We start from the raw sequence: 26,618 nt of genomic DNA, 5'->3' as shown, positions 1-26,618 counted from the left end.
CTCCAGTGGTGTAAACATTGGAGGCAGGCAGTGCGGCAGGCGTTCGATATTTTTGCCAGGTTATGCCGAATGGCGCCCTCCCGCGATGGAGAGGGCGCGCACGGTGTTCAATCCTTGAGAATGTCGCGATCCTTGGTTTCCGGCAGGAAGAACGTGCCCAGTATCGCCGTCATCACCGCGATCACGATCGGGTACCACAAGCCGTAGTAGATATCCCCGGTCGCGGCAACCATGGCGAACGCTACCGTCGGCAGGAAACCGCCGAACCAGCCGTTGCCGATGTGATACGGCAGCGACATCGATGTATAGCGGATGCGGGTCGGGAACAGCTCGACCAGCCACGCCGCAATCGGGCCGTAGACCATGGTCACGTAGATCACCAGCACGGTGAGCAGGAGCAGCACCATCGGGTAGTTGGTTTTCGCCGGGTCGGCTTTTTCCGGATAACCGGCTTCCTTGAGTGCGGTGCCGAGGGTTGCGGTGAACGCATCATTGCGCGTCTTGAAGTCGGCGGCCGGCAGGGCGCTGCCTTCGAAACTCTCGACAACTTTGTCACCGATGCGCACTTGCGCGACGGTGCCCGGTTCGGCGATCACGTTCTCATAGGGGATCGCCCGTTTCGCCAGCAGGGTCTTCGCCAGGTCACAGGAACTGGTGAATTTGGCCTTGCCCACCGGGTCGAACTGGAACGAGCACTGGTCGGGGTTGGCGATCACTTTGACCGGGTTCTTCTCTTGGGCGATGAACACGTCAGGGTTACCGTACTGGGTCAGCGCGTGGAAGATCGGGAAGTAGGTCAGCGCCGCCAGAATGCAACCGACCATGATGATCGGCTTGCGCCCGATGCGGTCAGAAAGGCTGCCGAAAATCACGAAGAACGGCGTGCCGATCAGCAGTGAACCGGCAATCAGCAGGTTCGCGGTCTGCGGGTCGATCTTCAGCGTCTGCAGCAAGAAGAACAGCGCATAGAACTGCCCGGTGTACCAGACCACCGCTTGCCCGGCCGTGCCGCCAAGCAGCGACATGATCACCACTTTGAGGTTGTCCCAGCGCGCGAAGGATTCGGTCAGCGGTGCTTTCGACGCCTTGCCTTCAGCCTTCATCTTCTGGAATACCGGCGACTCGCTCAGTTGCAGGCGGATGTACACCGAGACGATCAGCAACAGGATCGACAGCAGAAACGGAATCCGCCAGCCCCACGCTTCGAAGGCTTCAGTGCCCAGCGCCGTGCGGCAGGCGAGGATCACCAGCAACGATAGAAACAGGCCGAGGGTCGCAGTGGTTTGAATCCATGAAGTGAAGAAGCCGCGTCTGTTGCGGGGTGCGTGCTCGGCCACGTAGGTTGCTGCGCCGCCATACTCGCCGCCGAGCGCCAGGCCTTGCAGCAAACGCAGGGTAATCAAAATGACCGGGGCGGCGACGCCAATGGTCGCGTAGCCGGGCAGCAGACCGACGATCGCCGTCGAGACGCCCATGATGACAATGGTGATGAGGAACGTGTGTTTGCGCCCGATCATGTCACCGAGCCGGCCAAACACAATCGCCCCGAACGGCCGCACCGCAAACCCCGCCGCGAAGGCCAGCAGGGCAAAAATGAACGCAGTGGTTTCGTTGACGCCGGCGAAAAAGTGCTTGGCAATGATCGCTGCCAGTGAGCCGTAGAGATAAAAGTCGTACCACTCGAAAACCGTGCCCAGGGAAGACGCGAAGATGACCTTGCGCTCTTCTTTGGTGATGCCGCCGCTGCGTGGTGGACTGCCGGTGGATGCTGTGTCGATTGTGGCCATGGGTGTTCTCCGTCGTGCTTATTGTTGAAGGCCGGAGTCCCCCGTTACCGCTTATCGCACTCTGGCCTTGTGGCGTATGCCGCAACTGCTCTCGCGTGAAACTTGCACAGTCTGACCGCCTCGCATGGCTGCAAGGTTTCCTGAAGCATAATCAGCTTTTGCCAGATATCCACCCGCCGGCCCGCGCATCAGGCCTTGACCCAGCGCTGACGGCTCCAGGCACTCAGCCAGTCGACCACGAACACCAGCACCAGCATCGCCAGAATCACCGTGCTCGCCTGGGCTTCCTGAAACAGGCTGAGGCTCACATAGAGCATCTGCCCAAGCCCGCCGGCGCCGACAAAACCCAGCACGCTGGCCATGCGGATGTTGTTTTCCCAACGATACAGAATGTACGCAAGCAACTGCGGCGCAAGGTTCGGCAACGTCCCGTAGCAGAAGGCCAGAAGCGGGTTGCCGCCCTGCAATCGAATCGCTTCGGCTGGTTGCGGTGGCGTATTTTCCAGAGCTTCGGCGAACAAGCGGCCGAGCACGCCGGTGGTGTGCAGGGCGAGGGCGAGGGTGCCGGCGTTCGGCCCGAGGCCGGCGGCAATTACCATCAGCGCGGCCCAGACCAGTTCCGGAATCGCCCGCAAGGCGTTGAGCAGCAGCCGCGAGGCACTTTGCAGCGGCCAGCCGAAACGCCCGGCGGCGGGCAGCGCCAGGACGATGCCGAACACCGCCGCGAGTAGCGTGCCGAGGGCCGACATCGCCAACGTTTCCAGTGAACCGTGGAAGATTGCCTTGAGGTAATCCGCGCTCAAGTCCGGACTGAGGAAACGCTGCACGTAAGCGCCCATCTGCTTCAGACTGGTGGCGCTGCCCAGTTCGCCAAGATCAAGCCCCAGATAAACGAAGGAAGCGATGACCGCCAGCGCGATGCCGGCGATCAGCAGCAAGTTGATCAAGCGATTCATGTCAGCCTCCAGCGCAGCAAGCGGCTGAGTTGGTCGGCGGCCAAGACCAGAATCAGGAAGCACAGCAGGATACTGGCGACCTCACCGCCGGCGAACATGCGGATCGACAGGTCGATCTGCTGACCCAGGCCCCCCGCACCGACAAACCCCATCACCACTGAAGCGCGAATCGCACATTCCCAGCGATAGACCGTGTACGAGAGCAGTTCTGACCCGACGTTGGGCAACGTGCCATAAGCAAACGCCGCCAGCCGGCCGCTGCCAGCCTGCAACAGTGCGTGCGCCGGACGCTGATCGGTCGATTCAAAAATCTCCGCATAGACCTTGCCAAGCATGCCGCTGTAGGTAATGGCGATGGCCAGCACACCGGCCGCCGGCCCCAACCCTACAGCGCGCACAAACAGCAGTGCCCAGACGATTTCCGGCACGCTGCGCAGGAAAATCAACAGTCCGCGCACCGGCCAGCGCAACAGACGCCCCAGTCGGCTGGGTACGCCACCGCGCGAAGCGGCGGACAGCGACAGCGCACGACTGGCAACCAGGCCCGCCGGTATCGCCAACACCAGCGCCAAAGCCATGCCGGCGGTGGCGATGGCCAGAGTTTGCAGGGTGGCTTTGAGCAGTAACTGCAGAAACGCTTCGTCGTGCGCCGGTGGCCAGAATTGCGCGACAAAACGGCCCATTTCATTCTGGCTGTCGGGGAGCAATACGCCCAGATTCAGCTCGCTGAGCTGAATGCCCGGCCACAGCAAAGCAATCGCCAGCAACGTCAGCAGCAGACGTGGCCATGCGGCGGGATCGCGTGAATCGCCTTTCAGCATCGTGGAATCTGCACAGTCAGAGGCGCCACCGCAGCGGTCGGCGATTGCAGTTTTTCGTTGGCGTACAGCGCGTCGAGCATCTCGGGGCTGACTTGATCGGAGGCGCTGTCGAACAGAATCTGCCCGTCGCGCAGACCGATGATTCGCGGGAAGTGCGACAGCGCCAGGTCCACCGCATGCAGGCTCGCCACCAGCGTGACGTTATGTGCGCGGGCATGCCGCGAGAGGATCGACAAGGTGTGCCCGGCCATAACCGGGTCCATCGCCGACACCGGTTCGTCAGCCAAGAGAACTTCCGGCGCCTGATACAACACGCGAGCGATGCCAACACGTTGCAGCTGACCGCCAGACAATTGCTGACAATGGGCGAACAACTTGTCACCCAGATCCAGCCGCGCCAACGCCGCGCGCGCACCCGCCACATCCAGTGGATGCAACAGGTTCAGAAGACTTTTACCCAGACTCCATTGGCCGAGCTTGCCGGCCAGCACCGCTGTGATCACGCGCTGACGCGGCGGCAACGGCGGTGCCTGATGCACCAGACCGATTCGCGCACGCAGGCGTTGACGCTGGCGGGCGGACAAGTGCCAGGCGCGTTCGCCGAGCACTTCAATCTCGCCGCTGCTGGGCCGCAGGGCGGTGGCCAGCAGGTTGAGCAAACTCGATTTACCGGCCCCGGACGGGCCAATGATGGCGACCTGTTCGCCGACGCCAATCTGCAAGTCGACACCGCGCAGGGCGTCGACTCCATTGGCGTGGCGCAGGCTGCCTTGTTTGAGGCGTAGGGTCATTTCAGCAGTTCGGCGGCGCGGGCGGCTTCCTCGATGCCTTTGTAGTTCTCGGGCTTGGTGTCGATAAAACGGCTGGCCGCTTGCAGATCCAGAATCTTTTTCTGCTCAGGGTTGGCCGGGTCCAGATCGAGGAAAGCTTTCTTGATTTTCGCTGCCAGAGCCGGGTCGAGAGTGCCGCGCACGGTCCAGTTGTAATCGAAGTAGGTCGGGGTGGTGGCGAAGACCTTGACCTTGTTGGTGTCGACCTTGCCGGCATCGACCAGTTTCTGCCAGACGCTGGCGTTCAGTACACCGGCGTCAACCTTGCCAGCCTGCACCCATGCCACGGTGGCGTCGTGGGCGCCGGAGTAGGCGACACGGCTGAAATAGCCCTCAGGCTTGATGTTGTCGTTTTTCAGCATGAAGTAACGCGGCATCAGGCTGCCGGAAGTCGATGACACCGAACCGAAAGCGAAGGTCTTGCCCTTCAGGTCGGCGAGGCTCTTCACGTTCGGGTCGGCAGTGATGAATTTGCTGGTGAACTGCGCGTCCTGCTCGCGCTGAACCAGCGGAATGACTGGCGTCGTTGCGTCAGTTTTCAAACGTGCCTGTACAAAAGTGAAACCGCCGAGCCAGGCCATGTCGAGGCGATCGGTCGCGAGCGCTTCAACCACTGCCGGGTAATCGGCCACCGGCACGAATTGCACCTTCATGCCCAGTTGCTGTTCCAGATAGGCACCCAGCGGTTCGAACTTGCGCAGCAACTCGGTCGGGGCTTCATCGGGAATCGCGCTGACCCGCAAAACGTCGGCGGCTTGCACCATCAACGTAGAAAAGGACAGGGCCAGGCCGGCGGTCAGTGCCAGGGTTCGTTTGAGCATGGAATTCTCCGTTTCGTAAGCGTCAAAAGGGCTGAAGTGGCGACGTGAGGCGCAAACTCAGGGTAGACGAAACGGCGAGGTTATACGCATTCGAGGCGGCAAAGGCCAGCATTGGAGCTTCACGATGTTTTACGCCCTGTCCCTTGTAGGAGCTGCGGCACGCTGCGATCTGTTGATTTTGATTTTAAAGATCAACATCAACAGATCGCAGCGTGCCGCAGCTCAGGTTTTATGCATGTCAGGATCCAGGCAGCTTCGCAATCACCTTGATCTCAAAATCAAACCCATACAGCCAGGTCACGCCCACCGCCGTCACCGTCGGATGCGGCGCTTCGCCCCAGAACTCTGTCAGCACGATATTCCAGATCGTCTCGAATTTTGACGGCGGGTCGACGATGAACACGGTGACATCGACCACATCGTCAAAGCTGCATCCGGCCTCGGTGAGAATCGCATTCAGGTTGTTGAAGGCTTGGCGCACCTGATTCTCCAAGTCCGGTTCGGGCGTACCGTCCTCGGTGCTGCCAACTTGCCCTGAGACAAACAGGAATCCGTTGGAACGAATCGCCGGCGAGTAGCGATGGCGTTCATAGAGCGTGCGTCGTGCGGGTGGGAAAACAACATCGCGCTGGGTCATGGGGTGTGTCTCCATCAGTGAGTTGATGGGGCCACTTTAGGTATTTGCAGTCGACCGATAAACGCGCAAGCTTGGCGTTCACTGTTTGTGAAATCCAAACAATCGAGGGCACACCTTGGACCGTTTTGACGCAATGCAGGCCTTTGCCCGGGTGGTCGAGGCGGGGAGTTTCACCAAAGCGGCGGAAACCTTGCACATGAGCAAGACCACCGTGACTCAACTGGTTCAGCAACTGGAGGCACGGTTGCGGGTGAAATTGCTCAATCGCACCACGCGCAAGGTCAACGTCACCGCCGATGGCGCGGCGTATTACCAGCGGGTGATCAAGTTGCTCGCCGATCTGGAGGATGCCGAAAGCAGCTTGCCGGGTGCGGCGGCATTGCCTTCGGGCCGGCTGCGCGTGGATGTGCCGAGTCCGTTCGCACGGTTGATTCTGGTGCCGGCCCTGCCTGAGTTTCACGCGCGTTATCCGGACATCCAGATCGACATGGGCGTCAGCGACCGCATCGTCGACATCATTGATGAGAACGTCGACTGCGTGGTGCGCGGGGGCGAACTCATGGACCTGTCGCTGATGGCGCGCAAGGTTGCCGATCTGCAGTTGGGGGTGTTTGCCGCACCGCAATATCTGGCCCGCGCCGGTACGCCTGCGCACCCACGGGACCTGGAAGACAGCCATCATCGGGTCGTCGCTTTTCTCTGGGCACGCACCGGAAGACCAGTACCGTACGCCTTGCACAACACCAGCGAAAACCTGCAGATCAAGGGGCGTCACGTGTTGGCAGTCGATGACGGCAACGCTTATCTCGCGGCAGGTCTGGCGGGCATGGGCGTGCTGTGGCTGCCCAAATACATGTCTGCCGCCCACGAGGCGCGCGGCGAACTGGTGCCGCTGTTCGAAGACTGGAAACTCGCGCCGATGCCGCTCTACATCGCGTATCCGCCGAACCGGCATGTCAGCCTGAAATTGCGCGTGTTCATCGATTGGGTCGTTGAATTGATGGCGTAGCAGCATTGTGGTGCAGTTATTGCTAGCTGCTGTGCCAGTGCCGTCAAAATACCAACACAATCAGGCGACTTGAAAGCCCGTAGTGATGAGATGCATGGCTTTCAATTCTAGGAGCTTCACCCGCATGAATATGTACATCGATATCGTCGGTGCGTGCAATCTGAGCTGCCCGTCCTGCCCAATGGGCAACTCGGAAAATCTCAATTTCAAAAAAGCCATGCAGCTCGAGATGTTCAAGCAGATTGTCGATAAGGCCAAGACAGAGGGCGTCAACACGATCTACCTCTATAACTGGACCGAGCCGCTGATTCATCCAAAAATTGGCGAGTTTATCGAGGTCATCAATGCTGCCGGCATGGGCAGCGGCATCAGCACCAACCTGAACCTCGCCAAGAATATGGAAAAGGCCTTGATGGCCGAGCCGAGTTACTTCCGTATTTCGCTCTCCGGTTTTTACCAGGAGACCTACGAAAAGGGCCATGTCGGCGGCGATATCGAAGTTGTAAAACAAAACATGATCGCCCTGCAGGAGATCAAGCAGCGCCTGGGTCTGAGGACCCGCGTTGATGTTTACTATCACCGCTACCTGGATAACATCGAAGAAGAATCACTGATGCGCGAGTTCAGTGAGCGTCTTGGCTTCATGTTCACCACCGGGTACTCCGTGATGATGCCGCTGGAGAAGACACTGGCCATTGTCGAGCGTGACCCGTCTGTCACGGCTACGGACATCGACACCCTGAAACGCCTCGCACTGCCGCCGTACGACGATCTCGTCAACGTCATCCAGAACTTTCCCAAGATGGCGTGCACGCTCAAGGATGACTGGCTGGTCATCGACTGCAATGGCAACACGGTGCTGTGCTGCACGATCTTCAATCAGACCGAGTATCAGGTCGGCAAGTATCTCGACATGCCGCTTGCAGAACTGACACGACGCAAATCGACGCAGAAAAACTGTGTCGACATGTGCGACCGCTGCGCCAATAAAGGCCTGCATATCTACTCGATGCATCCCAATCAGGGAGTGCTGGAGCGGCACGCGGTGAATCGCATCATCGATTTCGAGCAGCGTGCCAGCCAGGGTCTGCCGGTGGAAAGCGAGCAACTGGGGCGTGCCGGCGAAGTCAGCGCAGAAAACTTTGATGAAGCCCAATACCTTCGATTGAATGACGATGTCAGGATCGCGGTCGCCCAGGGAGGCTTCTCCAGCGCCTATCAGCACTACGTGCTCTGTGGTCGGCTTGAGGGACGACTAGGTGCCGGGGTTTTCTCGGCCGTTTGAGTCAGAGATGGATTGGCGGACAACCACCCAGTGAAACTGTTCGCCATTCACCAGCGTGATTGACTCTTTGGCGGATCAAGCCAACTATCGGCGCATAACAACATGACCGATGGACCATAACTTGATCGAACGACGCCAATTCAGCGGAGGCATGAAGGGGAAAAACCTCCGCTATCTGAATGAGCAAAGCGCGGAAGACCCGCGCATGACCCGCACCGGTTTTCTGCTGCTCGAACATTTTTCACTGCCGGCGTTTACCCAGGCGCTGGACACGGTTGTCACCACTAATTTGCTGCGCCCGGGACTGTTTTCCTCGCGCACGTTTGGCTTGGGCGACGGCGAAGTCATCAGTGACCTGGGCCTGGTGATCCGCCCCGATGCACGGCTGGATTCGGCCGCGCTTCAGCAACTGGATCTGCTGGTGGTGTGTGGCGGGTATCGCACCGAGCTGCGCGCGAGTGATGAGTTTATCGGCTTGCTCAGATCAGCAGCGGAGCGCGGCATCTCGCTCGCCGGGTTATGGAATGGCTCGTGGTTTCTCGGCCGCGCCGGGTTGCTCGATGGCTATCGCTGCGCAATCCACCCGGAGCACCGCCCGGCACTCACCGAAATCGCCAAAACCACCCACGTCAGCAGTGAACCCTACGTAATTGATCGCGACCGCCTCACGGCATCGAGTCCGTCCGGGGCTTTCCACATGGCGCTGGACTGGATCAAAAGCCTTCACGGCAAAGCCTTGGTCGAGGGCATCGAAGACATTCTGGCGTTCGAGGAGTCGCGTTACCGGCGGATCAAACCGGATGAAAACATCTGCGTCAGTGCGCCGCTGCGTGAAGTGGTGAAACTGATGGATGCAAATCTGGAAGAGCCGCTGGAGCTGGAGCAACTGGCGGTGTATGCCGGACGCTCACGTCGGCAGTTGGAGCGCTTGTTCAAAGAGCAACTCGGCACCACGCCGCAACGCTATTACCTGGAACTGCGCATCACTGAAGCACGGCGGTTGTTGCAACACACGGAGCTGTCACAAGTGGAAGTGCTGGTCGCGTGCGGCTTCGTTTCCCCAAGTCATTTCAGCAAATGCTACAGCTCATATTTCGGCTACAGACCTTCCAAAGAAAAACGCCTGGTCAAATAACCCAAGCCGTCACCCACCTGAATTCACCTCGATATCCCACGTCGGCGAACCTCCCCCCAAACCCCTCGGTCAGTTCCCTCTCCCTCTGGGAGAGGGCTAGGGTGAGGGGCTTTTAAAAGACGATCTCCATCACCGAACCGCGCCATATGCCCCAGTTGTTGCAGGCGGGAGTCCCTCCAGTTTGCAGATAAGTCATGCCGAGCCATTGAAAGTGGCGTCAAAGTGCCACTGATTGCCACCCCAAACACCACCTGTCACCCTGCGCCTCGTTCAAAGGATCAGGACAAGGAATCAAGGATTGAGTGGCTACGCCCCAACCCTTCCAAGGGTTATCGCAACACCGGCGTCGAACCCGTCGACGTCAACGCTCAGCACTGGGCGCAATACAAAGATCTTCCAGCGGCACCGATCGTTAAACCAGAACCCTTGGGCTGCGTCTTTGCCAAAAGCTGTAACCTTCCCGACGGCGAAATCAACCACACAAACCAAGCTGGATTCGTCCCTGTAGAGAAACTGGCGGATTACGGTTTGTGGGCTGTTCTTGCCACAGATGCAGCAATTACCGCCCACGGCACAGCGCTTCAACTGGTCAGCGGCTCCACAACCGGCAGTGCCATCGCTCAGAGACTGGGTGGGTCCCTCGCGCTGGGCTTGCTCGAAAGTGCTGGTGCATTGGCAACAGGTGCCGCCGTCGGCACCGTTGCGCTATTAATGCCTAATACCAACCTTGCACCCGACAGTGCCTTCTACAAAACCGACCAGTACGCCACGCTCGAAACGGGCCGCACGCGCGTCCGCGTCAACGTAAAGACTTTGCCGGACGGTTCCGTCAGTGCTTACGGCTTTTACACGGGCGGCAAAAAGGACTGGGAAAATGTCCCTGTCATCAAAGCGGAAAAGGAAAAGGACGGCGAGAAATACGTGGCCGACGTAGGTAATGGCATTGGCCTTACCTGGACGCCAGCAGCAAACCCAGATGGTGTGCTGGGTATTCCAGCACTTGAAGGCGTGCCGCAATTACCTCCCGTATGGGTATATCCGCCGACAGAAAAGTCGGACACGCTTTTGGCTAATCCAGCACATCCTCCCGAGTTTCAGGATGCGATCATCTGGTTCCCGGATGACGCTGGCCTTGAACCCATCTACATCGTGCTCAGCACACAACTAGAGAAGAACAAACAAAAGGGCAAAGCGTTTGAAGAAGCGTCCTTTGACGAATTCAGCAAGACCAAACCTGAAGCCGCCCGAGAGGTCACAGTCAAAACCGACAGCGGTGTACGCACACGCATTGATATGATGGGCCGCGACGCCGATGGCAACCTCTCATGCGTCGAATGCAAATCGTCAGAAACAGCGCCGCTGACCCGCAACCAGAAACTCGGCTTTCCAGAAATAGAAAAGACCGGTGCAACCGTCGTCGGCAAAGGTAAACCCGGCTTCACCGGAGGCACCAGAATTCCACCCACCAGAGTCGACATCATTCGACCTGACCCGACCCTCTGAGGGAGCAGACATGTCCATCACCGAAACCAAAGTCGTCGACATCATCGCAGTACCCGAGTGGGAGCCAGATAACGTCGTGCTCGTCATCACCGATCACCTGGAATGGGGCGACAAAGCCCAACAGGGGGAGCACCTGTTGTTGCTTCAAGAGAAAATCAACACCTACATCGCCTTCATCGAGAGCGGCGAACTGCTGGAAAGCTATCCGCCAGCCGAAGGCAAGAATCCAAAGATTCGCATCAACGGCCTCTATGAACTGCCCGAGCAAGGTGAAACCTTTATCGACCGAGTGACCGAGGTACTCAAAGGCGTGGGCATTGGAATGGAGTTTGTACTCAAGGACGACTTTGCAGTTCGCCACTAATTGTGAGTTCGGATAGCGGCAACAGAGCTCAAGCTCTGTTTCCCGAGAAGGATTGAACAACCCTGCTATCAAGGAGCCAAGGATCCGCTATGTCCGTAACAGACGCCAAAACCATCGACATATGGGGTATCCCCAAATGGGACTACAACAAGATCATCTTGGGTATCACTGACCACCTGGAATGGGGTTGCAAGGCCGAACAAGGCGAGCACCTGTTGGTGCTTCAAGAGAAAATCAACAACTACATCGCTTTCATCGAAAGCGGTGAAATCTACACTGAGATACCCGGTGCACTCGGAAAATCACCTGTCATTCGTATTCAAGGCAAGTACGAGTTACCCGAGCAAGGCGAGTTGTTCATTGATCGCGTTGCCGAGACACTGAAGGGCGTGGGTATCGGATTCGAGTTCGTGCTCAAAGCGAATTAAGAAACATATTTTAGGAACCGGCAACTCAGGCATGGGCTTGTCATATGAGCGCTGTGAGTCCTCTCTGATAGAACCCGAGCACTGAAAACTGCTGCGGTACCGGAAATCGGGCCAGCCAAGCCATTTCAGCAAATGCTACAGCTCATATTCGGCTACAGACCTTCCAAAGAAAAACGACTGGTCAAATAGCAACAGCCGTTTCCCAACCTGAGATCACCTCGGTATCCCACGTCGGCGTACCTCTTCCAAACACCACGGTCAGTCCCCTCTCCCTCGGGGAGAGGGCTAGGGTGAGGGGCTTTTAAACGCCATCACCCACGCAAGTTTAACTTACACGCACTGTTACGCCATAACGGCTACAACACCTTGCGCCGTTGCCTACGCGTACGCCAGAATCCGCCGGCTTACGCGCCTTGAGGCGGGCTGTATCGTTTCCCTGTCACTGCAAAACAGTGATCGGGTTTGGTAGCCCGTTTCTTGATAGCCGTATTGCGTCACCTTATTCAGCCATTTATTTGGGCTCAGCTTTATATGGTGACCATGCGTGGGGCTCATTCGTGAGCGCCGGGTTCGCTGTCTTGACCGGTCTACCAACCCACGTATGGCCGCCACCCTTCGTTTGGTAGCGAGAGTGTCGGCTCCTCATTCCTTCAAGGTAGCAATTCATCTATGTTCAAAATTACGCCAAACCCGCCAGAAACCGATCCAATCCCCTACGACGCCGCACTCGAGCCTCAAAACATCAAAGAGGCCACCGACCGCGCGATCAACTTCTACCTCAATCCCTCGGCGCTGAAGACCTCAGTACCCACCCGCAAGACCGGCAAGATCTACCTCATCGACCCCACAGTAGATAACGAAACCCTGCTCGTCGAAGCCACTGAAACATTGTCCTCCGCCACTGACATGGCCCGTGAACTCGCCGATTCGATTGATCCTTCACAGCGCAAAAAGATGCTGATCCTGCAACAGGTGATCATGCTCAGTGAGTTGGTAGTCGGACGAGTCCTGGATAACCAGCGATTGCCGCACTAGTCACGATGCAGATGGGTGAGGGGGCTCGCTCCCTCATTGCACAGAAGCGTCCGCAATCGGGGCGCTTCAGGCCTTCTATTAAAGAGCCGCCAACGGTTCTTGTCTGGAGTTTCAGCTGATGTCTCAGCCACCCGAACCACCGGTCACAGATCTGGTATCGCCGTACGCCTCGCCCAATTCAAGAAAGCTGCACGAAGCGGCAGAGCGTGCACTCGACCATTACCTGTTGCCTGCCGCGATCATGGCCGAACCCTATACGCCAAACGCTCTGTTCATGGCCAACCCGCAAGCAGACACCGAGTCGTTGCTGACCAATGCTTGCGGGTCGTTGGCGTCCGCGTCGGTCATGCTGGGCAATTTTGCCGGCGTGCTGGAGGGATCAAACCGCCATACGCTTCTGGGCATTGCGCAAGTGGTCATGTTGGGGGAGTTGGCAGTGAACAAGGCGTTGGATCTGGTCGTGCCAACCGAGTGATCGCGCACGTTAGTCGGGGTTGAGGGTGTCTGGTCGGGCGTGATCGCGAGCAGGCTCACTCCTACATTTGAAATGCGTTCCCCCTGTAGGCGTTCGCCTGCTCGCGATGGCGTCCGTTCAGGCAAAGCATCTGCAAAACGTGACCATCCCTCCACCCTCAAATAATCAAGCAGTCAGCCTGAGCGGCTGACTGCTTTTTTGTTTCTACAGGTGATCGGCGTCGATCACAGCCTTGGCAAACGCCTGCGGATCTTCCTGCGGCAAGTTGTGGCCAATCCCGCCATTGATCAAACGGAACTGATATTTGCCGGTAAAGCGCTTGGCGTAATCCTCCGGCGCCGGGTGCGGCGCACCGTTGGCATCGCCTTCAAGGGTGATGGTCGGCACGCTGATCGACGGTGCGGTGGCGAGCTTCTGTTCCAGCGCTGCGTACTTCTCTTCGCCTTGGACCAACCCTAGACGCCAGCGGTAGTTGAACACGGTGATGTCGACGTGATCGGGGTTCTCCAGCGCCTTGGCGCTGCGGTCGAACGTGGCGTCATCAAACTTCCACTGCGGCGACGCGGTCTGCCAGATCAGTTTGGCGAAATCATGGGTGTTCTTCGCGTAACCGGCACGGCCACGGTCAGTCGCAAAGTAGAACTGGTACCACCACTGCAACTCAGCCTTGGGCGGCAGCGGGTTTTGCCCGGCGGCCTGATTGCCGATCAAATAACCGCTCACCGACACCAGCGCCTTCACCCGTTCCGGCCACAGCGCCGAGACGATGTCCGCCGAACGCGCGCCCCAGTCATAACCACCGAGCACCGCTTGCTTGATCTTCAGCGCGTCCATGAAGTCGATGACGTCACTGGCCAGCGCCGCCGGTTGGCCATTGCGCAGGGTGTCTTTGGAAAGGAACTGCGTATCGCCATAACCGCGCGCATACGGCATCAACACCCGATAACCCTTGGCCGCGAGGAACGGCGCGACTTCGTCGTAGCTGTGAATGTCGTAGGGCCAGCCGTGCAGCAGGATCACCACTGGGCCATTCGCAGGGCCGGTTTCGGCGTAGGCGACGTCGAGCACGCCGGCCTTCACATGCTTGAGCGGGCCGAAAGGCGAGGGCGCGGAATAGCTGACGGCCGCAGGTTCAGTGGTTTGCGCTTGTGTGGTGCCAAAAGCGCCGAACAGCGACAGCGCCAGGATCGACAAGCCGAATGCGGTGTTGCGGGTGTGCAGTGCCTTTTTCATGATGACGTCTCCTTTGCGAACCGTTGGCCGAGGGGTCTTGGTGAGCCCTTGAAACCTTGAGTGCATTTGAGCGTTGGGACGTATCTGGCCTGTGTCGAAGAACGGCTTAGTTGAAAGTCGATGTGTCGCGGTGGGGTTCGTACACAGTGTGATACACGGCGCGAAACCGACTCACCCTGGACCTGATTCAGGCCAAAATAATAAGTCGCTGTTTTAAAACAAAAAATATTTCACTTAGCGCTTCCCAAAGCCAAAAAACCTTGGTAAATTGCGCCCCGTTCTCACAGCGAAACTAACGGAGTAGCTGGAAAGAGCAGTAGGGGCGTCGCCAAGCGGTAAGGCAGCAGGTTTTGATCCTGCCATGCGTTGGTTCGAATCCAGCCGCCCCTGCCATATTCGAAAAAACGCCAACTTCGCAAGAAGTTGGCGTTTTTTTATGCCTGCGATTTGGCCAGGCTTGGTACAGCAGGCGTGCGCGGCGCCGAAGCACCGCGCACGCCGTCCACTCAGTGCGGTGCGCGCGGAATGGTTTTCATCAGGTCTTCGGGGCTGATGTGGCCGACCACGCTGCCCGGTTGCGGCAGGTTGAGGATGTGGCCCTTCATCTTGCCGATGATGTGCATTTCGCACGGCTTGCAATCGAACTTCAGCGTCAGCACTTCATCGCCGTGGATCAACTGCATTGGTGCAACCTTGGTGCGCACGCCGGTCACGCCTTTGGCCTGTTTCGGGCACAGGTTGAAGGAGAAACGCAGGCAGTGCTTGGTGATCATCACCGGCACTTCGCCCGGCTCTTCGTGGGCTTCATACGCGGCGTCGATCAGCTTCACGCCGTGACGGTGGTAGAAGTCGCGCGCCTTCTGGTTGTAGACGTTGGCGAGGAAGGTCAGGTGCGAATCCGGGTACACCGGCGGCGGACTGGTTTCAGCCTTACGGCCTCCACGCGGGTGCGCAGCGACACGGGCGGTGGTCAGGTTCTCGATCACTTCACGGCGCAGGGCTTTGAGCTGCGAGTTAGGGATGAAGAACGCCTGTGGCGCATCCAGTTTGATGTCGGTGGCGTGGTACTGCGTGGTGCCGAGTTGGCCGAGCAGGTCGCGCAACTGTTCCAGCGCTTGCTCAGGCTTGTTGGCCACACCGAACGGGCCGTTGAGGGTAACGCTGGCGCTGATGCCTTCTTCGCTGGTGGCGGTGACTTCCAGTTGCTCTTCACGCAGGCGTGCGACCCAGCTCAGGGCCACGCGACGCTCGGACGAGGTCTTTTGCAGCGCCTGTTGCCAGTTGTGGTCGAGGTTGCGATTCAACGGGTGGTTCGGGCGCAGCTTGTACAGGCCTTCGGGCATTTCGTTCGGCTCGACGCGATAGCGGTAGCGCTTCTCGCCGTCTTCTTCGAACTCGCCTTTGGCTTCGGCGATGTTGGCGCGGAAACCGACCACTTCGCGCTTGACCAACACGTTCAAGCCGTCGCCGTTGGACAGCGGCTCGTGGGTGATGACCTGCATGTCGCGTTTGCCGACTTTCTCGACGGTGCCGACTGGCAGGCCGGTGAAGGTCGGCGAGTCGAAAGCGCCGATGTCGATCTTGCGATCGGTGACGAAGTAGTCGGTGCTGCCACGGTGGAAGGTCTTTTCCGGATCGGGCAGGAAGAAGTGCGCGGTGCGGCCGCTGGAGGCGCGGGCCAGGTCCGGGCGATCTTCGAGTACGTCGTCGAGGCGCTGACGGTAGTAGGCGGTGATGTTCTTCACATAGCCCATGTCCTTGTAGCGACCTTCGATTTTGAACGAACGCACACCGGCTTCAACCAAGGCGCGGATGTTGGCGCTCTGGTTGTTGTCTTTCATCGACAGCAGGTGTTTTTCGTAGGCGATCACGCCACCCTTTTCATCTTTGAGGGTGTACGGCAAGCGGCAGGCCTGCGAGCAATCGCCACGGTTGGCGCTGCGCCCGGTTTGCGCGTGGGAAATGTTGCACTGGCCGGAGAAGGCCACGCACAACGCGCCATGGATGAAGAACTCGATGGCGGCGTCGGTTTCATCGGCGATCGCGCGGATTTCCTGCAGGTTCAGCTCACGGGCCAGAACAAGCTGCGAGAAACCGGCCTGATCGAGGAACTTCGCTCGCTCTAGCGTACGGATGTCAGTCTGGGTCGAGGCATGCAGCTCGATCGGCGGAATGTCCAGCTCCATCACGCCCAGATCCTGAACGATCAGCGCGTCGACACCAGCGTCGTACAACTGATGGATCAGCTTGCGCGCCGGTTCCAGTTCGTTGTCGTGCAGGATGGTGTTGATGGTGGTGAAAATGCGCGCGTGATACTTGCGGGCAAATTCCACCAGTTCGGCGATTTCACCAACTTCGTTGCAGGCGTTGTGGCGCGCGCCGAAGCTCGGGCCGCCGATGTACACGGCATCAGCGCCGTGCAGGATCGCCTCACGGGCGATAGCGACATCGCGGGCAGGGCTGAGCAATTCCAGATGATGCTTGGGCAAGGACATAGTTTTTTTAGTCAGGCTGTCACGGTTAGGCGCGCATTCTACCCGTGAAACGCGCGCCCGGCACGCCCGTGCTGCCCGATGGTGAACTTGCACTCCAGACCTGTAGGAACTGCGGCACGCTGCGATCTTTGATCTTGAAGCTCAGATCAAAAGATCGCAGCCTCGTTTCACTCGACAGCTCCTACAGGGGCTGGGGTGGTGGGTCAGGCCTTGGCGGCCATCGCAGTCACTTCCACACGCATGCCTTCAACCGCCAGCGACGCCACACCTACCGCCGCACGTACCGGCCATGGCTTGGCGAAGTAGCGCTTGTAAACCTCGTTGAACGCGGCGCGATCCGCCATGTCTGTCAGGTAAATGGTCAAGTGCATCACCCGGTCCATCGAGCTGCCGGCGCGTTCCAGCGCAACTTTCAGCGCTTGCAGGGTGCATTCGCTTTGCAGGGTGATATCGCCCAGTTCCAGGCTGCCATCGGCGCGGGTCGGGATCTGCGTGGACATCATGATCCCGTTGAACGTGGTGACGTCCGAGGAAATCGAGTCTGCGTCCGGATCGGGGGTAAAAGTGATGTCTTGGTTAGCCATGCGGATCCCTTGTTTGAGCGAGTAAATCGCGCCAGTTTACAGATTCACGGCCAACGGACAAATGATCAGCCGCCACCGCAGTGAAAGCGTAGAGGGCGATCAAACAGGCTGCGTCGCCGCTTCAGCCGCCATGGCCGCAAGGACGCTGGGGCGGGCGGCGATACGGCGGGAGTGAGCGGCCAGCGCTGGCCAGTCCTGCAGGTCGATACTGAAGCTGGGCAGCCACGTCAGCACGCTGAACAGGTAGGCATCGGCGACACCGAACGTGCCCAGTAAATAGTCCTGATCCGCCAGTTTGCGGTCCAGGTGGTCGAGGCGTTTGAACAGTTTTTGCGTAAAAATCGCTTTGGTAGCCTGTGGGATCTGTGCATCAAACAGCGGTGCGCAGCCGCCGTGAATCTCCGTGCTGATGAAATTCAGGTCTTCCTGTAGGCGTGTCCGCTGCCAACTGCCGGGTTTCGGCGCCAGCGCGCTTTCGGGGACTAGATCGGCGAGGAACTGCAAGATCGCCGGACCCTCTGTCAGCACTTCGCCGTTATTCAGAACCAGCGCAGCGACGTAGCCCTTGGGGTTGATGTCGCGAAAGTCTTGTCCATCGGCCGTGCGCTTGCTCTGGTTGTTGACGCGAATCAGCTCGAAAGGCAGGCCCGTTTCGCGCAACACAATGTGTGGCGCCAGCGAGCAGGTCATGGGGGCAAAATACAGTTTCATGGCACTTCCAGTGAATGAGGAAGTGTCAGCATCCATCGGCGGGGCAGGCCTTCGCAAAGGTCATTTGCAGTGTTAGCGTATGACAAAATCTCATGAGTACCGAACTCGTCATGGTCGCCAGACTCCCTTCGCTCAATGGCTTGAAAGCGTTTGAGTGTGCCGCTCGGCACATGAGTTTCACCAAGGCTGCCGAAGAACTGAACGTCACGCAAACCGCCATCAGCCATCAGATCCGTCGTCTGGAAGAAGAATTGGGCGTGAGTCTGTTTCTGCGGCTGAAGGATGGGCTGACGCTGACTGAGCACGGCCAGACTTACTTACCCGGCATTCGTGCGGCCTTCCACGAGTTACGCTTTTCGACGCAGGCGTTACTGGAGTCGCACTATCACAGTGTGTTGACCATCAATACTTTGGTGTCGGTCGCCTCCAAATGGTTGTTGCCGCGATTGCCGGCATTTCAGCAGGTGTTTCCTGCGATCGATGTGCGCATTAGCGCGTCCACTGAATTGATGGATTTTCGCCGGGGCGGCATCGATGCCGCGATTCGTTACGGGCGTGGCGACTGGAAAGGGCTGCGCGCCGATTTCCTGATGTCCGATGAGATTTTTCCGGTGTGCAGTCCGGCGTTGCTCGGCGCGTCGAAAAGCCTGAGCACACCGGCCGATTTGCTTGAGCACGCGTTGCTGCAAGTCAGCGGCATGACCGCCGGCGACTGGAACAACTGGCTGAGCGCCGCCGGTGAGCCTGCGCAATTCGCCGAGCGTCCGCGCCTGACCTTCGATCTGGCAATGATGGCCGTGCAAGCGGCGGTGGACGGGCAGGGGGTGTGCATCGGGCGTTCGACGTATGTCGACGATGATCTGCGTGCGGGCCGGCTGGTCGCCCCGTTTAATCTGCGATTGAAGGACGACTTGGGGTTCTACCTGGTGACGCCCCATGAAACCGCCGATACCCGCAAGATCGTGGCGTTCAGGACATGGCTGTTGGCGCAATGCTCCTCCAGCGAGGCATTTGTATAAGCGTGTATCAATCCCGTGCAAGGACACACCTGAACAACAAAACGAGGATTTGCGACACATCCCTTCTACATGCCGCGCCCACAGTAGAGGTCACCCCAACATGACCTTTGAGAGGCACCGCCATGCACCGTCCACTGTTTCTGGCTACCGCAGCAATCTTCGCTTCGATGATCGGCTTCGCACACGCGGCTGACGCTCAACCCAAGAGCTGGCAGCATGGGCTGAGCCGCACCGATCTGGTCCGCGAGGATCTCGGCGCGGCCGAGCGCGAAGTGATTCAGGCACGGGTTGATTTCGAGCCGGGCGTGACCTCGCCCCGACACGCCCATCCGGGTGTGGAAGTCGCCTATGTGATCAGCGGCACGTTCGAATATCAACTGGAGGGCAGGGCGCCGGTCACATTGAAGGCCGGGGATTCGCTGTTCATCCCTGAGGGCGTAGCGCATATCGCCCGCAATGTCGGAAAAGACAAAGGCTCAGAGCTGGCGACGTACATCGTCAAGAAGGGTGAGCCGGTGCTGATACTCAAACCCTAAGGCGCAGATCGGGCCCTGCCACGCTGGCAGGGCTGATGATCAATACGCAATTCAATGCAGGGTGACAACGCGGCGGCTCTCTCCGATACGGATTCTGTCGAGTGCGCGGTTCAAGGCATCAAGCGCATCGAGCAGCGCTTTGGCCTCGGCTTCACGCCCATCCCCCCACAGACGCTCGGCCATTTTGTTCAAGGCCTGAATAGAGCGTTCGATGTCTGCTGCGGTGGCGGCCTCTTTATTGACCGGCGGTTTTTTCGGCATTCAGGGCTCCTTTGGTGACGGTTAACGGATCAGGCCAGTTAACCCGTCATGCGACTTTTTCGACGCCTATTGCAGCACATCTGCAAACGCTTTACTGCGACGGATGTGCGCCTCCGTGACGCAAAAACGATCAGGGGCCGTGTGCACCTGTTCTAGAGTGATCGATACCAACGACTGAATGAGATCAGGACGATGTTTGGCAAGTATCCCGAGCAGAAGCAGAGCCGACAGGTGATGGGCGCGCTAGGGGCGGCATTCGCGACCTTGGGCGTGTTTCTGCTGTTCATCGATGGCACCGGCGGCGTGCTTTTCACGGTGTTGGGCGGCGCTTTGGTGCTGTTGACACTCCTCGCCAATCAAAAAACCTACACCAAGGTCATGCGCGTGCTGGGCTGGTTCGATGGACTGTCGTGAGTGGCGGATCACTGATTGATTCAAGGCTCGACTCGAGTCGGAGCGTTCGCTCAATCAATCGCCACCGCGTCGATGGCATGTTTAGCCTGGGCGATGCTGAGTTCACTCGGCAAGTTCGCACCGTTCTTGGCTGCAAGAATCTCGGCCATCACGCTGACGGCGATTTCTGCAGGCGTCTTGCTGCCGATGTAGACGCCGATCGGTCCGTGCAGACGCTGAAGTGACGCCTCGGTCTCGCCAAAATGCTCGATCAGGCGTTCGCGGCGCAGCTGGCTGTTGCGCCGCGAGCCGATGGCGCCGATGTAGAACGCCGGGCTGTGCAGCGCTTCGAGCAGAGCCAGATCGTCGAGTTTCGGGTCATGACTCAAGGCAACGATGCAGGTGCGCAGATCGACCGCGAAGTCGCGGACCACGTCATCCGGCATACCGACGATGCGCTCCACGCCGTCTACTGCCCACGTCTCGATGTACTCGGGACGCGGATCGCACACCGCCACTTTGAAACCGTTGAACAAGGCCATGGTCGCCAGATACTCGGCCAGCGCGCCGGCCCCGATCATCAGCATCCGATAGCCCGGTCCCAAGGTGTTGAGCATCTGCGCGCCATCGAAGCTGAATTGTTCCGGCGTCGCGGTCGGTTCGAGCGTGACCTGGCCGGACTCCAACACCAAGCGACGGCGAACCAGTTGCCCGGTATCCAGCTGCACCAGCAGTTCATCGAGTGACTGCCACCCCGGGTTGAACTCAAGGATCAGTTCCAGCGTGCCACCGCACGGCAAGCCGAAGCGATGCGCTTCATCGGCGCTGACGCCATATCGAACGACTTGCGGTACGCTGTCACTAAAAGCGCTGCCGCCATGGGCCGTGGTGTAGCGATGGATCAGATCGTCCTCGATGCAGCCGCCGGACACGCTGCCCACCACGCGACCATCGTCACGCAAAGCCATCATCGACCCCGTCGGCCGTGGTGACGAACCCCAGGTGCGTGCCACTGTGGCGAGTAACACACGTTCGCCAGCGGCGAGCCAGTCCCGCGCCGTGCGCAGGACCAGCAAGTCGATGCTTTCCATCAGTGTCTCCTCTTAGCGCATCTGCAGAATGATCGGGCTGCTGCTGGCCGGATCAGTATGTTCACGCAGTTTGCTCACCGTCTGCGCATCGACAGCACTGGCCTGATTGCCCCAGGTGCTGCGCATGAAGGTCAGCACTTCGGCGATCTGCTGATCCGACAACTGCTCACGGAAGGCCGGCATGCGATAGGCGTCCGGTACACCGGCGGCTACGACACGCTGCGAACCATTCAGGGTGATGTTGATCGCCGAGGCGCTTTCCTTGGCCAGTGCCGAGGTGGCGCCGGCCAGCGGCGGCATCCATTCAGGTTGCCCCTTGCCGTCCAGGCCATGGCACGAAGCGCAGCGCGCCACGTAGGTATGCGCACCGGGCGAATCCAGACGTTGCGCTGCCGACACCGCTTGATACTGCCAAGGTGCGCCATCGCGTTCGCGATCCCCGGGAAGTGACTTCAGATAGTGCGCAATCGCGCTCAGATCGTCATCGCTCATGAACTGCGTGGAGTTGTTGAACGCTTCGGTCATCGAGCCGTAGACCACCGCGTGTTGGTTGCGACCGGTCTTGAGGAACTGCACGATCTCCGGCTCGCTCCAGCGGCCCAGACCAGTGTTGTGGTCATCACGCAGGCTCGGCGCGTACCAGCCATCCAGCAGGGCGCCAGCGAGGTACGGTTTACCGGATTCATCCAGTGCCTTCTCGTTGAACGCCAAGCCACGCGGCGTATGGCAACTGCCGCAGTGCCCGGCACCCTGAACAAGGTAAGCACCACGGTTCCACTGTTCATCCTGCGACGGTTTGGCCGCATACGGTTCGGCGTCGACAAACACACCGTTCCACAGTGCAATCGGCCAGCGCAGGTTCAGCGGGAACGGAATCGCACTCGGGATGTTCGCCTGTTTGACCGGCGCCACGCCTTTCATGAAGAACGCATACAACGCACGCACATCATCGTCACTGAGCTTGGCGTAGGACGGGTAGGGCATCGCCGGGTACAAACGGCGACTGTCGGGTGCCACGCCGTGGCGCACCGCTCGGTCGAAGTCCGCCAGGCTGTAGTGGCCAATGCCGGTTTCCGTGTCCGGGGTGATATTGGTCGCATGGATCGAGCCCAGCGGCGTGGCCATTTCCAGGCCGCCAGCGAATGGCGCGCCCCCTGGCACGCTGTGACAGGCCACGCAATCGCTGAGCCTGGCGACGTATTCGCCACGGGCGACCAGCGCCGGGTCAATGTCGGCCACGGCGATCTGATGGTTTTCCAGGCGCGAGACAGGCTCGCGGGTGACATACCAGGCCAGCAGGCCTGCCGCGACCAGGCACGGCACTGCCAGCCAGCCAGCGGTTCTTGCGAATCGGCTGTTATTCATGGACGCTCCGGCGCTGATCAAGTGAAGGTGTGTCGGCTCATGGGCAGGCTGCGCACCCGCTGACCGGTTAGCCTTGCCACCGCGTTAGCGACGGCGGGCGCGACCGCGGGCAACGGCGGTTCACCGATGCCGCCCATTTTTTCTCCACTCTCGACCACCCGCACGTGGACCCGCGCCATCCGCGCAGGCGGCAGAATCGGATACAAGTCGTAGTTGCGCGCCCGGGGTTTGCCATCAATCCACACGGCTTCTTCCACCAGCGTTTGCGACAACCCCAGCGCTACAGCGCCATTGACCTGCGCCTCGACAATCGCCGGGTTGACGATGCTGCCCGGGTCAATCGCCTGCCAGATGTCGTGCACCTTGACCTGGCCGTTCTCGATGGACACCTCGGCGATCACCGCTGTCTCCGTTCCGAACGGCGAAGCCATGGCCACGCCGCGCGCACGTTTGCTGCCGTCTTCGGCGGTAAACGGCCCGCGCTTCCAGCCACCCGACAGTTCACCCACCGCTTGCAGCAAAGTGGTCAGGCGTTTGTTGTCACGCAGCAGATGCAGGCGCAGGTCGAACGGGTCCTTGCCGCCCTTGTCGGCCAGTTCATCGAGGAACGATTCATAAAAGAAGTCGTTGAGCGAATTGCCCACCGAACGCCAGTAACCGAGCATCGCCGGGCCTTTGACGTAGATCTGCGCGATGCGTTTGTTGGGGATCGCATAGGTTTTGCCCGACAACCCTTCAAGCGCCGTGGGGTCGAGTTTTTCTCCTTGCTTGCCGGCGAGGGCTTCGGTCGGGCCTTCGGTGGCACTGATCGCTTCGATTGCCAGCGGCCAGCCGTCGTTGTCCAGCGCGGCGCGGAAGTTCACCGCAGCCACGGGACGGAGCACGTCACGCAGGAACTCTTCCTCGCGACTCCAGATCAGTTTGACCGGACGGCCAACGGCCTTGGACAGCGCAATCGCCTGAGGGTAGGGACTAGCCGAATCGTAGAGGAAATGCCGGCCAAAGAACCCGCCCAGCAGCGGCGAATGCAAGGTGATGCGCGAAAGATCGAGGCCCGTGCGTTTGGCGATGTCGGCACGGAACATGTCCGGCGCCTGATTCGGCAACCAGACTTCCAGCGAACCGTCCGGGTTGAATCGGGCCAGCGCCGAAGGCGGTTCCAGTTGACCGTGGTTCAGGTATTGGTTGTGGTAAGTGGCGTCGATGCGGGTCTTGGAATCCTTGAGGATCGAAGCCACGTCGCCTTGGTTTTCATCATCTTTGGCCGGGCCTTTATCTTCAGCGAGGCGCTTGAACCAGGCATCGCTGGAAAAGTCGGCGGGCATCGGCCGCACTTTGCTCTCGGCCGTTGGCTCTTGCCAGTCGACCTGGATCGCCTCGACGGCACGTTTGGCATGCCACCAGCGCTCGGCGACCACCGCCACGGCACCCGGTAGACGATGCACGGAATGCACGCCTTTCATTGCCTTGACCTGCTCTTCGTTGCGCAGGTTGCCGACCGTCATGCCCAAGCGCGGGGCATGTTGCACGGCAGCATGGAGCATGTCGTCGACTTTCAGATCGATGCTGTACAGCGCCTTGCCGGTGGACTTGTCGTAAGCATCGAGGCGCTTCACCGGTTTGCCGATCCAGCGGAACTGGCTCGGATCACGCAGTTGCACCGAAGCAGGATCGGGAACCGGCAGATCCATCGCCCGCTCAGCCAGTTCACCGTAGGCCAGCGAGCGGCCCGACTTGGCGTGCACGACTTTGCCAGGCTCGGTGCCCAACTCGCTCACCGGCACGCCAAGTTGCTGCGCGCCGGCCTGCAATAACATGGCGCGGGCGAGGGCGCCGAGGCGGCGCATGACCGGGTAACTCATGCGCACCGACATGCTGCCGCCGGTGATGCGCATGCCGTTTTCCAGCACCACATAGGCTTCGCCGGGCGGTGCGGCTTCGACCAGGAAGGTCGACGGATCGGCATCCAGTTCTTCGCCGACGATTTGCGCCATAGCGGTGAACGTGCCTTGCCCGCCTTCCATGAACGGGCAGAGCAGACGCACGCGGTTGTCCGGACGGATCTCGAGAAACGCCGGCACCTGCGTGCCGCGCTCGGCCGTCGCCGCTGCAACGGCAGCTTGTACGCGTGTCGCCCCCAGCGGCAGGCCGAAGCCGAGGACCAGTGCGCCGACGGCGGTACCGGTGAGAAAATGTCGGCGCGAAACATTGATCGGTTCGTGCAGATCCAGTGCCGAGGCTTGCAGTGCAGGGTCGATTCGAACGTTCATCACGCGTCTCCCTTGCCGGCCAGCTCATGCACGGCGGCATGGATGGCGTTGTAAGTGCCGCAGCGGCACAGATTGACCATCGCCGCTTCGATCTGCGCATCACTCGGTTTAGGGTTTTGTTTGAGCAGCGCGGTGGCGGCCATCACTTGCCCGGACTGGCAATAGCCGCACTGCGCGACCTGCAGATCGACCCAGGTCGCGACCACCCGTTTGCCCACGTCATCGCTTTCGATGGCCTCAATGGTGGTGACCTCGCGGCCGACCACACCGGCCACCGGCGTGACGCACGAGCGCACGACGTTGCCATCCACCAGCACCGAACAGGCGCCGCACTGCGCCAATCCGCAGCCGTATTTGGTCCCGGTCATGCCCAGATCATCGCGGATCACCCACAGCAAGGGCGTATCGGCGTCGGCATCGACCTGATAGGTCTTCTGGTTGATTCGTAGTTCCATGGTTCACCCGCTGATCATCGGTTGACTTGCATTGTTATGTTCGGTGACGCGCGGCGAGGCGCATCAGCGTTTTTCGTTCAATTCGCTACTGTGCCGAGCGCTTCTGTATCGAACGGCTGCCCGCGCAACAGGGCAATGTCTCGACTCGGCGCGGTGCCGAACAGGCGGCCATATTCGCGGCTGAACTGCGAAGGGCTTTCATAGCCGACCGCAAACGCCGCCCGCGAAACGTCGAGGCGCTCGACCAGCATCAGCCGCCGCGCTTCGTTGAGCCGCAGCCATTTCTGGTACTGCAGCGGACTCATGCCAGTGAGCTGGCGGAAATGATGGTGAAAGGTCGGCGCGCTCATCTGCACCCGCGCGGCCAGATCGTCGATGCGCAGGGCATCGGTGTAGTTGACCTTGAGCCAGTCAATGGCCTTGGCAATGCGATAACCCTGGCCATCGACGGCAGTGATCTGCCGCAGGCGTGTGCCTTGATCGGTGTGGAGCAACCGATAGTGGATTTCGCGCAGAACCAGCGGCGCCAGCACCGGGATGGCCTCGGGCTCATCGAGCAATGCCAGCAGCCGATCGAGCGCGCCCTCCAGCGCAGACGACAGGCTGCCAATCGCGGCGCCCGTGCCCGTTGCTGGCTGCCGCTTGGCCGGCAAGCCGCTCTTGGTGATGACTTCGGCGAGCATGCTCACATCCAGTTTCAGCACGAGGCCGACACAGGGCTGTTCGGGACTGGCAAGCATCACTTCGGAGTTGGCGGGTAGATCCAGTGAGGTCACCAGAAACCGCGAAGGGTCATAGCTGTAACCCTCGCCACCCACCCACAAGCGCTTTTCGCCGCGACCGACGAGAATCAGGCTCGGTTCGATCATGCACACGGCCGGGGGCGCCGGTTGGTCGCGACGAAACAGCGACAAGCCGGGGATGGCCGTGGCGAAGTCACCCGGTGCGCTCACGCGCGGGTCAATGTTCAGCGCCAACGGTGATTCCTGACGCAGTGGGGTATCGATCATGGCGGGTCACTCCTGTTGACCGAACTCTAATCCGCGCGCGAGACGTTTCCTATCCATCACCCTGCATCCTCAGAGGATCAGGCAAGCATTCAAGAGGAATGCGCTAGGG

At 59.7% G+C, this 26,618-nt stretch carries 26 protein-coding genes, 1 tRNA gene and 1 pseudogene; 12 read left to right on the top strand and 16 right to left on the bottom strand.

Translation table 11 applies throughout. From position 1 onward, the window contains the following. Positions 1–107: 107 nt before the first annotated feature. The 6 genes from ACOYXE_RS08995 to ACOYXE_RS08970 all read right to left on the bottom strand — a co-directional run bounded on the left by ACOYXE_RS08995 (position 108) and on the right by ACOYXE_RS08970 (position 5,852). Positions 108–1,787, bottom strand: coding sequence for an MFS transporter (locus ACOYXE_RS08995; RefSeq protein WP_460371581.1), 1,680 nt, complete (start codon positions 1,785–1,787; stop codon positions 108–110). A 188-nt stretch (positions 1,788–1,975) separates the two neighbouring features. Then, positions 1,976–2,743 carry a phosphonate ABC transporter, permease protein PhnE gene (phnE, locus tag ACOYXE_RS08990; protein WP_460928780.1) on the bottom strand — a complete coding sequence of 256 codons (768 nt, stop codon included), beginning with the start codon at positions 2,741–2,743 and terminating at the stop codon, positions 1,976–1,978. Beyond that, positions 2,740–3,564 (bottom strand): PhnE/PtxC family ABC transporter permease, encoded by an 825-nt coding sequence (locus ACOYXE_RS08985; RefSeq protein ID WP_405123901.1) that lies wholly within the window; start codon positions 3,562–3,564, stop codon positions 2,740–2,742. The genes phnE and ACOYXE_RS08985 overlap by 4 nt, the downstream gene beginning before the upstream one ends. Further along, the gene (locus tag ACOYXE_RS08980; RefSeq protein WP_405123900.1) at positions 3,558–4,355 is read right to left on the bottom strand and encodes a phosphonate ABC transporter ATP-binding protein; all 798 of its coding nucleotides are present in this window, start codon (positions 4,353–4,355) and stop codon (positions 3,558–3,560) included. The genes ACOYXE_RS08985 and ACOYXE_RS08980 overlap by 7 nt, the downstream gene beginning before the upstream one ends. Next, on the bottom strand, positions 4,352–5,215 hold the full coding sequence (locus ACOYXE_RS08975) for a putative selenate ABC transporter substrate-binding protein (RefSeq protein ID WP_160057647.1): 864 nt from the start codon (positions 5,213–5,215) through the stop codon (positions 4,352–4,354). Before ACOYXE_RS08975 ends, ACOYXE_RS08980 begins: the two co-directional genes overlap by 4 nt. A gap of 238 nt (positions 5,216–5,453) precedes the next feature. After that, positions 5,454–5,852, bottom strand: coding sequence for a RidA family protein (locus ACOYXE_RS08970; protein WP_405123899.1), 399 nt, complete (start codon positions 5,850–5,852; stop codon positions 5,454–5,456). Positions 5,853–5,967: 115 nt separating this feature from the next. Between ACOYXE_RS08970 and ACOYXE_RS08965 the strand changes: the two genes are divergently transcribed. The 8 genes and pseudogenes from ACOYXE_RS08965 to ACOYXE_RS08930 all read left to right on the top strand — a co-directional run bounded on the left by ACOYXE_RS08965 (position 5,968) and on the right by ACOYXE_RS08930 (position 13,086). Next, positions 5,968–6,861 (top strand): LysR family transcriptional regulator, encoded by an 894-nt coding sequence (locus ACOYXE_RS08965; RefSeq protein ID WP_160057649.1) that lies wholly within the window; start codon positions 5,968–5,970, stop codon positions 6,859–6,861. Positions 6,862–7,042: 181 nt separating this feature from the next. After that, positions 7,043–8,146, top strand: a complete 1,104-nt coding sequence (locus ACOYXE_RS08960) for a radical SAM/SPASM domain-containing protein (protein WP_460928776.1) — start codon at positions 7,043–7,045, stop codon at positions 8,144–8,146. Positions 8,147–8,255: 109 nt separating this feature from the next. Beyond that, the gene (locus ACOYXE_RS08955) at positions 8,256–9,281 is read left to right on the top strand and encodes a GlxA family transcriptional regulator (protein WP_460928774.1); all 1,026 of its coding nucleotides are present in this window, start codon (positions 8,256–8,258) and stop codon (positions 9,279–9,281) included. Positions 9,282–9,579: 298 nt separating this feature from the next. Next, positions 9,580–10,784: pseudogene (locus tag ACOYXE_RS08950) on the top strand (S-type pyocin domain-containing protein). 10 nt (positions 10,785–10,794) lie between these two features. Next, positions 10,795–11,148: a DUF6572 domain-containing protein gene (locus ACOYXE_RS08945; RefSeq protein WP_405123896.1), complete on the top strand. Its 354-nt coding sequence runs from the start codon at positions 10,795–10,797 to the stop codon at positions 11,146–11,148. An 89-nt stretch (positions 11,149–11,237) separates the two neighbouring features. Next, the gene (locus tag ACOYXE_RS08940; protein WP_405123895.1) at positions 11,238–11,576 is read left to right on the top strand and encodes a DUF6572 domain-containing protein; all 339 of its coding nucleotides are present in this window, start codon (positions 11,238–11,240) and stop codon (positions 11,574–11,576) included. Between the two features lie 669 nt (positions 11,577–12,245). Next, entirely contained in the window at positions 12,246–12,611 is a 366-nt protein-coding gene (locus ACOYXE_RS08935; protein WP_034155865.1) for a DUF6124 family protein, read from the top strand. 118 nt (positions 12,612–12,729) lie between these two features. Then, positions 12,730–13,086, top strand: coding sequence for a DUF6124 family protein (locus ACOYXE_RS08930; RefSeq protein WP_038368693.1), 357 nt, complete (start codon positions 12,730–12,732; stop codon positions 13,084–13,086). 204 nt (positions 13,087–13,290) lie between these two features. Here the strand turns inward: ACOYXE_RS08930 and ACOYXE_RS08925 are convergent, their stop codons facing one another. Next, positions 13,291–14,319, bottom strand: a complete 1,029-nt coding sequence (locus tag ACOYXE_RS08925) for an alpha/beta fold hydrolase (protein ID WP_460928770.1) — start codon at positions 14,317–14,319, stop codon at positions 13,291–13,293. A gap of 318 nt (positions 14,320–14,637) precedes the next feature. On the opposite strand from ACOYXE_RS08925, the gene ACOYXE_RS08920 reads away from it, so the two are divergent. Continuing rightward, a tRNA-Gln gene (locus tag ACOYXE_RS08920) sits at positions 14,638–14,712 on the top strand. Between the two features lie 113 nt (positions 14,713–14,825). On the opposite strand, the gene ACOYXE_RS08915 is transcribed toward ACOYXE_RS08920, so the two are convergent. From ACOYXE_RS08915 to gstA, 3 genes are all read right to left on the bottom strand, one after another. Next, the gene (locus tag ACOYXE_RS08915; protein WP_160057653.1) at positions 14,826–16,814 is read right to left on the bottom strand and encodes a peptidase U32 family protein; all 1,989 of its coding nucleotides are present in this window, start codon (positions 16,812–16,814) and stop codon (positions 14,826–14,828) included. Between the two features lie 203 nt (positions 16,815–17,017). Then, entirely contained in the window at positions 17,018–17,398 is a 381-nt protein-coding gene (locus ACOYXE_RS08910; RefSeq protein ID WP_007919637.1) for a RidA family protein, read from the bottom strand. Positions 17,399–17,497: 99 nt separating this feature from the next. Beyond that, entirely contained in the window at positions 17,498–18,109 is a 612-nt protein-coding gene (gene gstA / locus ACOYXE_RS08905) for a glutathione transferase GstA (RefSeq protein WP_460928767.1), read from the bottom strand. Between the two features lie 110 nt (positions 18,110–18,219). Here gstA and ACOYXE_RS08900 point away from each other — a divergent pair, with 110 nt between their 5' ends. Further along, positions 18,220–19,128, top strand: coding sequence for a transcriptional regulator GcvA (locus ACOYXE_RS08900; protein ID WP_174244507.1), 909 nt, complete (start codon positions 18,220–18,222; stop codon positions 19,126–19,128). Between the two features lie 122 nt (positions 19,129–19,250). Further along, entirely contained in the window at positions 19,251–19,664 is a 414-nt protein-coding gene (locus tag ACOYXE_RS08895) for a cupin domain-containing protein (protein WP_460928765.1), read from the top strand. A 51-nt stretch (positions 19,665–19,715) separates the two neighbouring features. On the opposite strand, the gene ACOYXE_RS08890 is transcribed toward ACOYXE_RS08895, so the two are convergent. Next, complete coding sequence (locus ACOYXE_RS08890) at positions 19,716–19,925, bottom strand: hypothetical protein (protein ID WP_160057657.1); 210 nt, start codon at positions 19,923–19,925, stop codon at positions 19,716–19,718. A gap of 192 nt (positions 19,926–20,117) precedes the next feature. Here ACOYXE_RS08890 and ACOYXE_RS08885 point away from each other — a divergent pair, with 192 nt between their 5' ends. Next, complete coding sequence (locus tag ACOYXE_RS08885) at positions 20,118–20,339, top strand: hypothetical protein (protein ID WP_160057658.1); 222 nt, start codon at positions 20,118–20,120, stop codon at positions 20,337–20,339. 50 nt (positions 20,340–20,389) lie between these two features. Here ACOYXE_RS08885 and ACOYXE_RS08880 read toward each other — a convergent pair whose 3' ends face one another. The 5 genes from ACOYXE_RS08880 to ACOYXE_RS08860 all read right to left on the bottom strand — a co-directional run bounded on the left by ACOYXE_RS08880 (position 20,390) and on the right by ACOYXE_RS08860 (position 26,509). Next, positions 20,390–21,409 carry an XdhC family protein gene (locus ACOYXE_RS08880; RefSeq protein WP_460928762.1) on the bottom strand — a complete coding sequence of 340 codons (1,020 nt, stop codon included), beginning with the start codon at positions 21,407–21,409 and terminating at the stop codon, positions 20,390–20,392. 12 nt (positions 21,410–21,421) lie between these two features. After that, positions 21,422–22,774: a c-type cytochrome gene (locus tag ACOYXE_RS08875; RefSeq protein ID WP_160057660.1), complete on the bottom strand. Its 1,353-nt coding sequence runs from the start codon at positions 22,772–22,774 to the stop codon at positions 21,422–21,424. A 17-nt stretch (positions 22,775–22,791) separates the two neighbouring features. Next, positions 22,792–25,044, bottom strand: a complete 2,253-nt coding sequence (locus ACOYXE_RS08870) for a xanthine dehydrogenase family protein molybdopterin-binding subunit (RefSeq protein WP_460928760.1) — start codon at positions 25,042–25,044, stop codon at positions 22,792–22,794. After that, a complete protein-coding gene (locus ACOYXE_RS08865; protein ID WP_007915396.1) occupies positions 25,044–25,499 on the bottom strand; it encodes a (2Fe-2S)-binding protein in 456 nt (151 codons plus the stop codon). Before ACOYXE_RS08865 ends, ACOYXE_RS08870 begins: the two co-directional genes overlap by 1 nt. A gap of 77 nt (positions 25,500–25,576) precedes the next feature. Further along, a complete protein-coding gene (locus ACOYXE_RS08860) occupies positions 25,577–26,509 on the bottom strand; it encodes an AraC family transcriptional regulator (protein WP_405123888.1) in 933 nt (310 codons plus the stop codon). Between the last annotated feature and the right edge of the window lie 109 nt (positions 26,510–26,618).

Source organism: Pseudomonas sp. MC6 (assembly GCF_054790575.1).
The sequence above is the reverse complement of the archived record's forward strand: the minus strand, read 5'-3'. Positions and strand labels throughout refer to the sequence as shown.

Excerpts from the sequence above, each read along its gene's own strand:
- ACOYXE_RS08995 (WP_460371581.1), bottom strand. The coding sequence starts at position 1,787 with ATGGCCACAATCGACACAGCATCCACCGGCAGTCCACCACGCAGCGGC.
- phnE (WP_460928780.1), bottom strand. The coding sequence starts at position 2,743 with ATGAATCGCTTGATCAACTTGCTGCTGATCGCCGGCATCGCGCTGGCG.
- ACOYXE_RS08985 (WP_405123901.1), bottom strand. The coding sequence starts at position 3,564 with ATGCTGAAAGGCGATTCACGCGATCCCGCCGCATGGCCACGTCTGCTG.
- ACOYXE_RS08980 (WP_405123900.1), bottom strand. The coding sequence starts at position 4,355 with ATGACCCTACGCCTCAAACAAGGCAGCCTGCGCCACGCCAATGGAGTC.
- ACOYXE_RS08975 (WP_160057647.1), bottom strand. The coding sequence starts at position 5,215 with ATGCTCAAACGAACCCTGGCACTGACCGCCGGCCTGGCCCTGTCCTTT.
- ACOYXE_RS08970 (WP_405123899.1), bottom strand. The coding sequence starts at position 5,852 with ATGACCCAGCGCGATGTTGTTTTCCCACCCGCACGACGCACGCTCTAT.
- ACOYXE_RS08960 (WP_460928776.1), top strand. The coding sequence starts at position 7,043 with ATGGGCAACTCGGAAAATCTCAATTTCAAAAAAGCCATGCAGCTCGAG.
- ACOYXE_RS08955 (WP_460928774.1), top strand. The coding sequence starts at position 8,256 with ATGGACCATAACTTGATCGAACGACGCCAATTCAGCGGAGGCATGAAG.
- ACOYXE_RS08945 (WP_405123896.1), top strand. The coding sequence starts at position 10,795 with ATGTCCATCACCGAAACCAAAGTCGTCGACATCATCGCAGTACCCGAG.
- ACOYXE_RS08940 (WP_405123895.1), top strand. The coding sequence starts at position 11,238 with ATGTCCGTAACAGACGCCAAAACCATCGACATATGGGGTATCCCCAAA.
- ACOYXE_RS08935 (WP_034155865.1), top strand. The coding sequence starts at position 12,246 with ATGTTCAAAATTACGCCAAACCCGCCAGAAACCGATCCAATCCCCTAC.
- ACOYXE_RS08930 (WP_038368693.1), top strand. The coding sequence starts at position 12,730 with ATGTCTCAGCCACCCGAACCACCGGTCACAGATCTGGTATCGCCGTAC.
- ACOYXE_RS08925 (WP_460928770.1), bottom strand. The coding sequence starts at position 14,319 with ATGAAAAAGGCACTGCACACCCGCAACACCGCATTCGGCTTGTCGATC.
- ACOYXE_RS08915 (WP_160057653.1), bottom strand. The coding sequence starts at position 16,814 with ATGTCCTTGCCCAAGCATCATCTGGAATTGCTCAGCCCTGCCCGCGAT.
- ACOYXE_RS08910 (WP_007919637.1), bottom strand. The coding sequence starts at position 17,398 with ATGGCTAACCAAGACATCACTTTTACCCCCGATCCGGACGCAGACTCG.
- gstA (WP_460928767.1), bottom strand. The coding sequence starts at position 18,109 with ATGAAACTGTATTTTGCCCCCATGACCTGCTCGCTGGCGCCACACATT.
- ACOYXE_RS08900 (WP_174244507.1), top strand. The coding sequence starts at position 18,220 with ATGGTCGCCAGACTCCCTTCGCTCAATGGCTTGAAAGCGTTTGAGTGT.
- ACOYXE_RS08895 (WP_460928765.1), top strand. The coding sequence starts at position 19,251 with ATGCACCGTCCACTGTTTCTGGCTACCGCAGCAATCTTCGCTTCGATG.
- ACOYXE_RS08890 (WP_160057657.1), bottom strand. The coding sequence starts at position 19,925 with ATGCCGAAAAAACCGCCGGTCAATAAAGAGGCCGCCACCGCAGCAGAC.
- ACOYXE_RS08885 (WP_160057658.1), top strand. The coding sequence starts at position 20,118 with ATGTTTGGCAAGTATCCCGAGCAGAAGCAGAGCCGACAGGTGATGGGC.
- ACOYXE_RS08880 (WP_460928762.1), bottom strand. The coding sequence starts at position 21,409 with ATGGAAAGCATCGACTTGCTGGTCCTGCGCACGGCGCGGGACTGGCTC.
- ACOYXE_RS08875 (WP_160057660.1), bottom strand. The coding sequence starts at position 22,774 with ATGAATAACAGCCGATTCGCAAGAACCGCTGGCTGGCTGGCAGTGCCG.
- ACOYXE_RS08870 (WP_460928760.1), bottom strand. The coding sequence starts at position 25,044 with ATGAACGTTCGAATCGACCCTGCACTGCAAGCCTCGGCACTGGATCTG.
- ACOYXE_RS08865 (WP_007915396.1), bottom strand. The coding sequence starts at position 25,499 with ATGGAACTACGAATCAACCAGAAGACCTATCAGGTCGATGCCGACGCC.
- ACOYXE_RS08860 (WP_405123888.1), bottom strand. The coding sequence starts at position 26,509 with ATGATCGATACCCCACTGCGTCAGGAATCACCGTTGGCGCTGAACATT.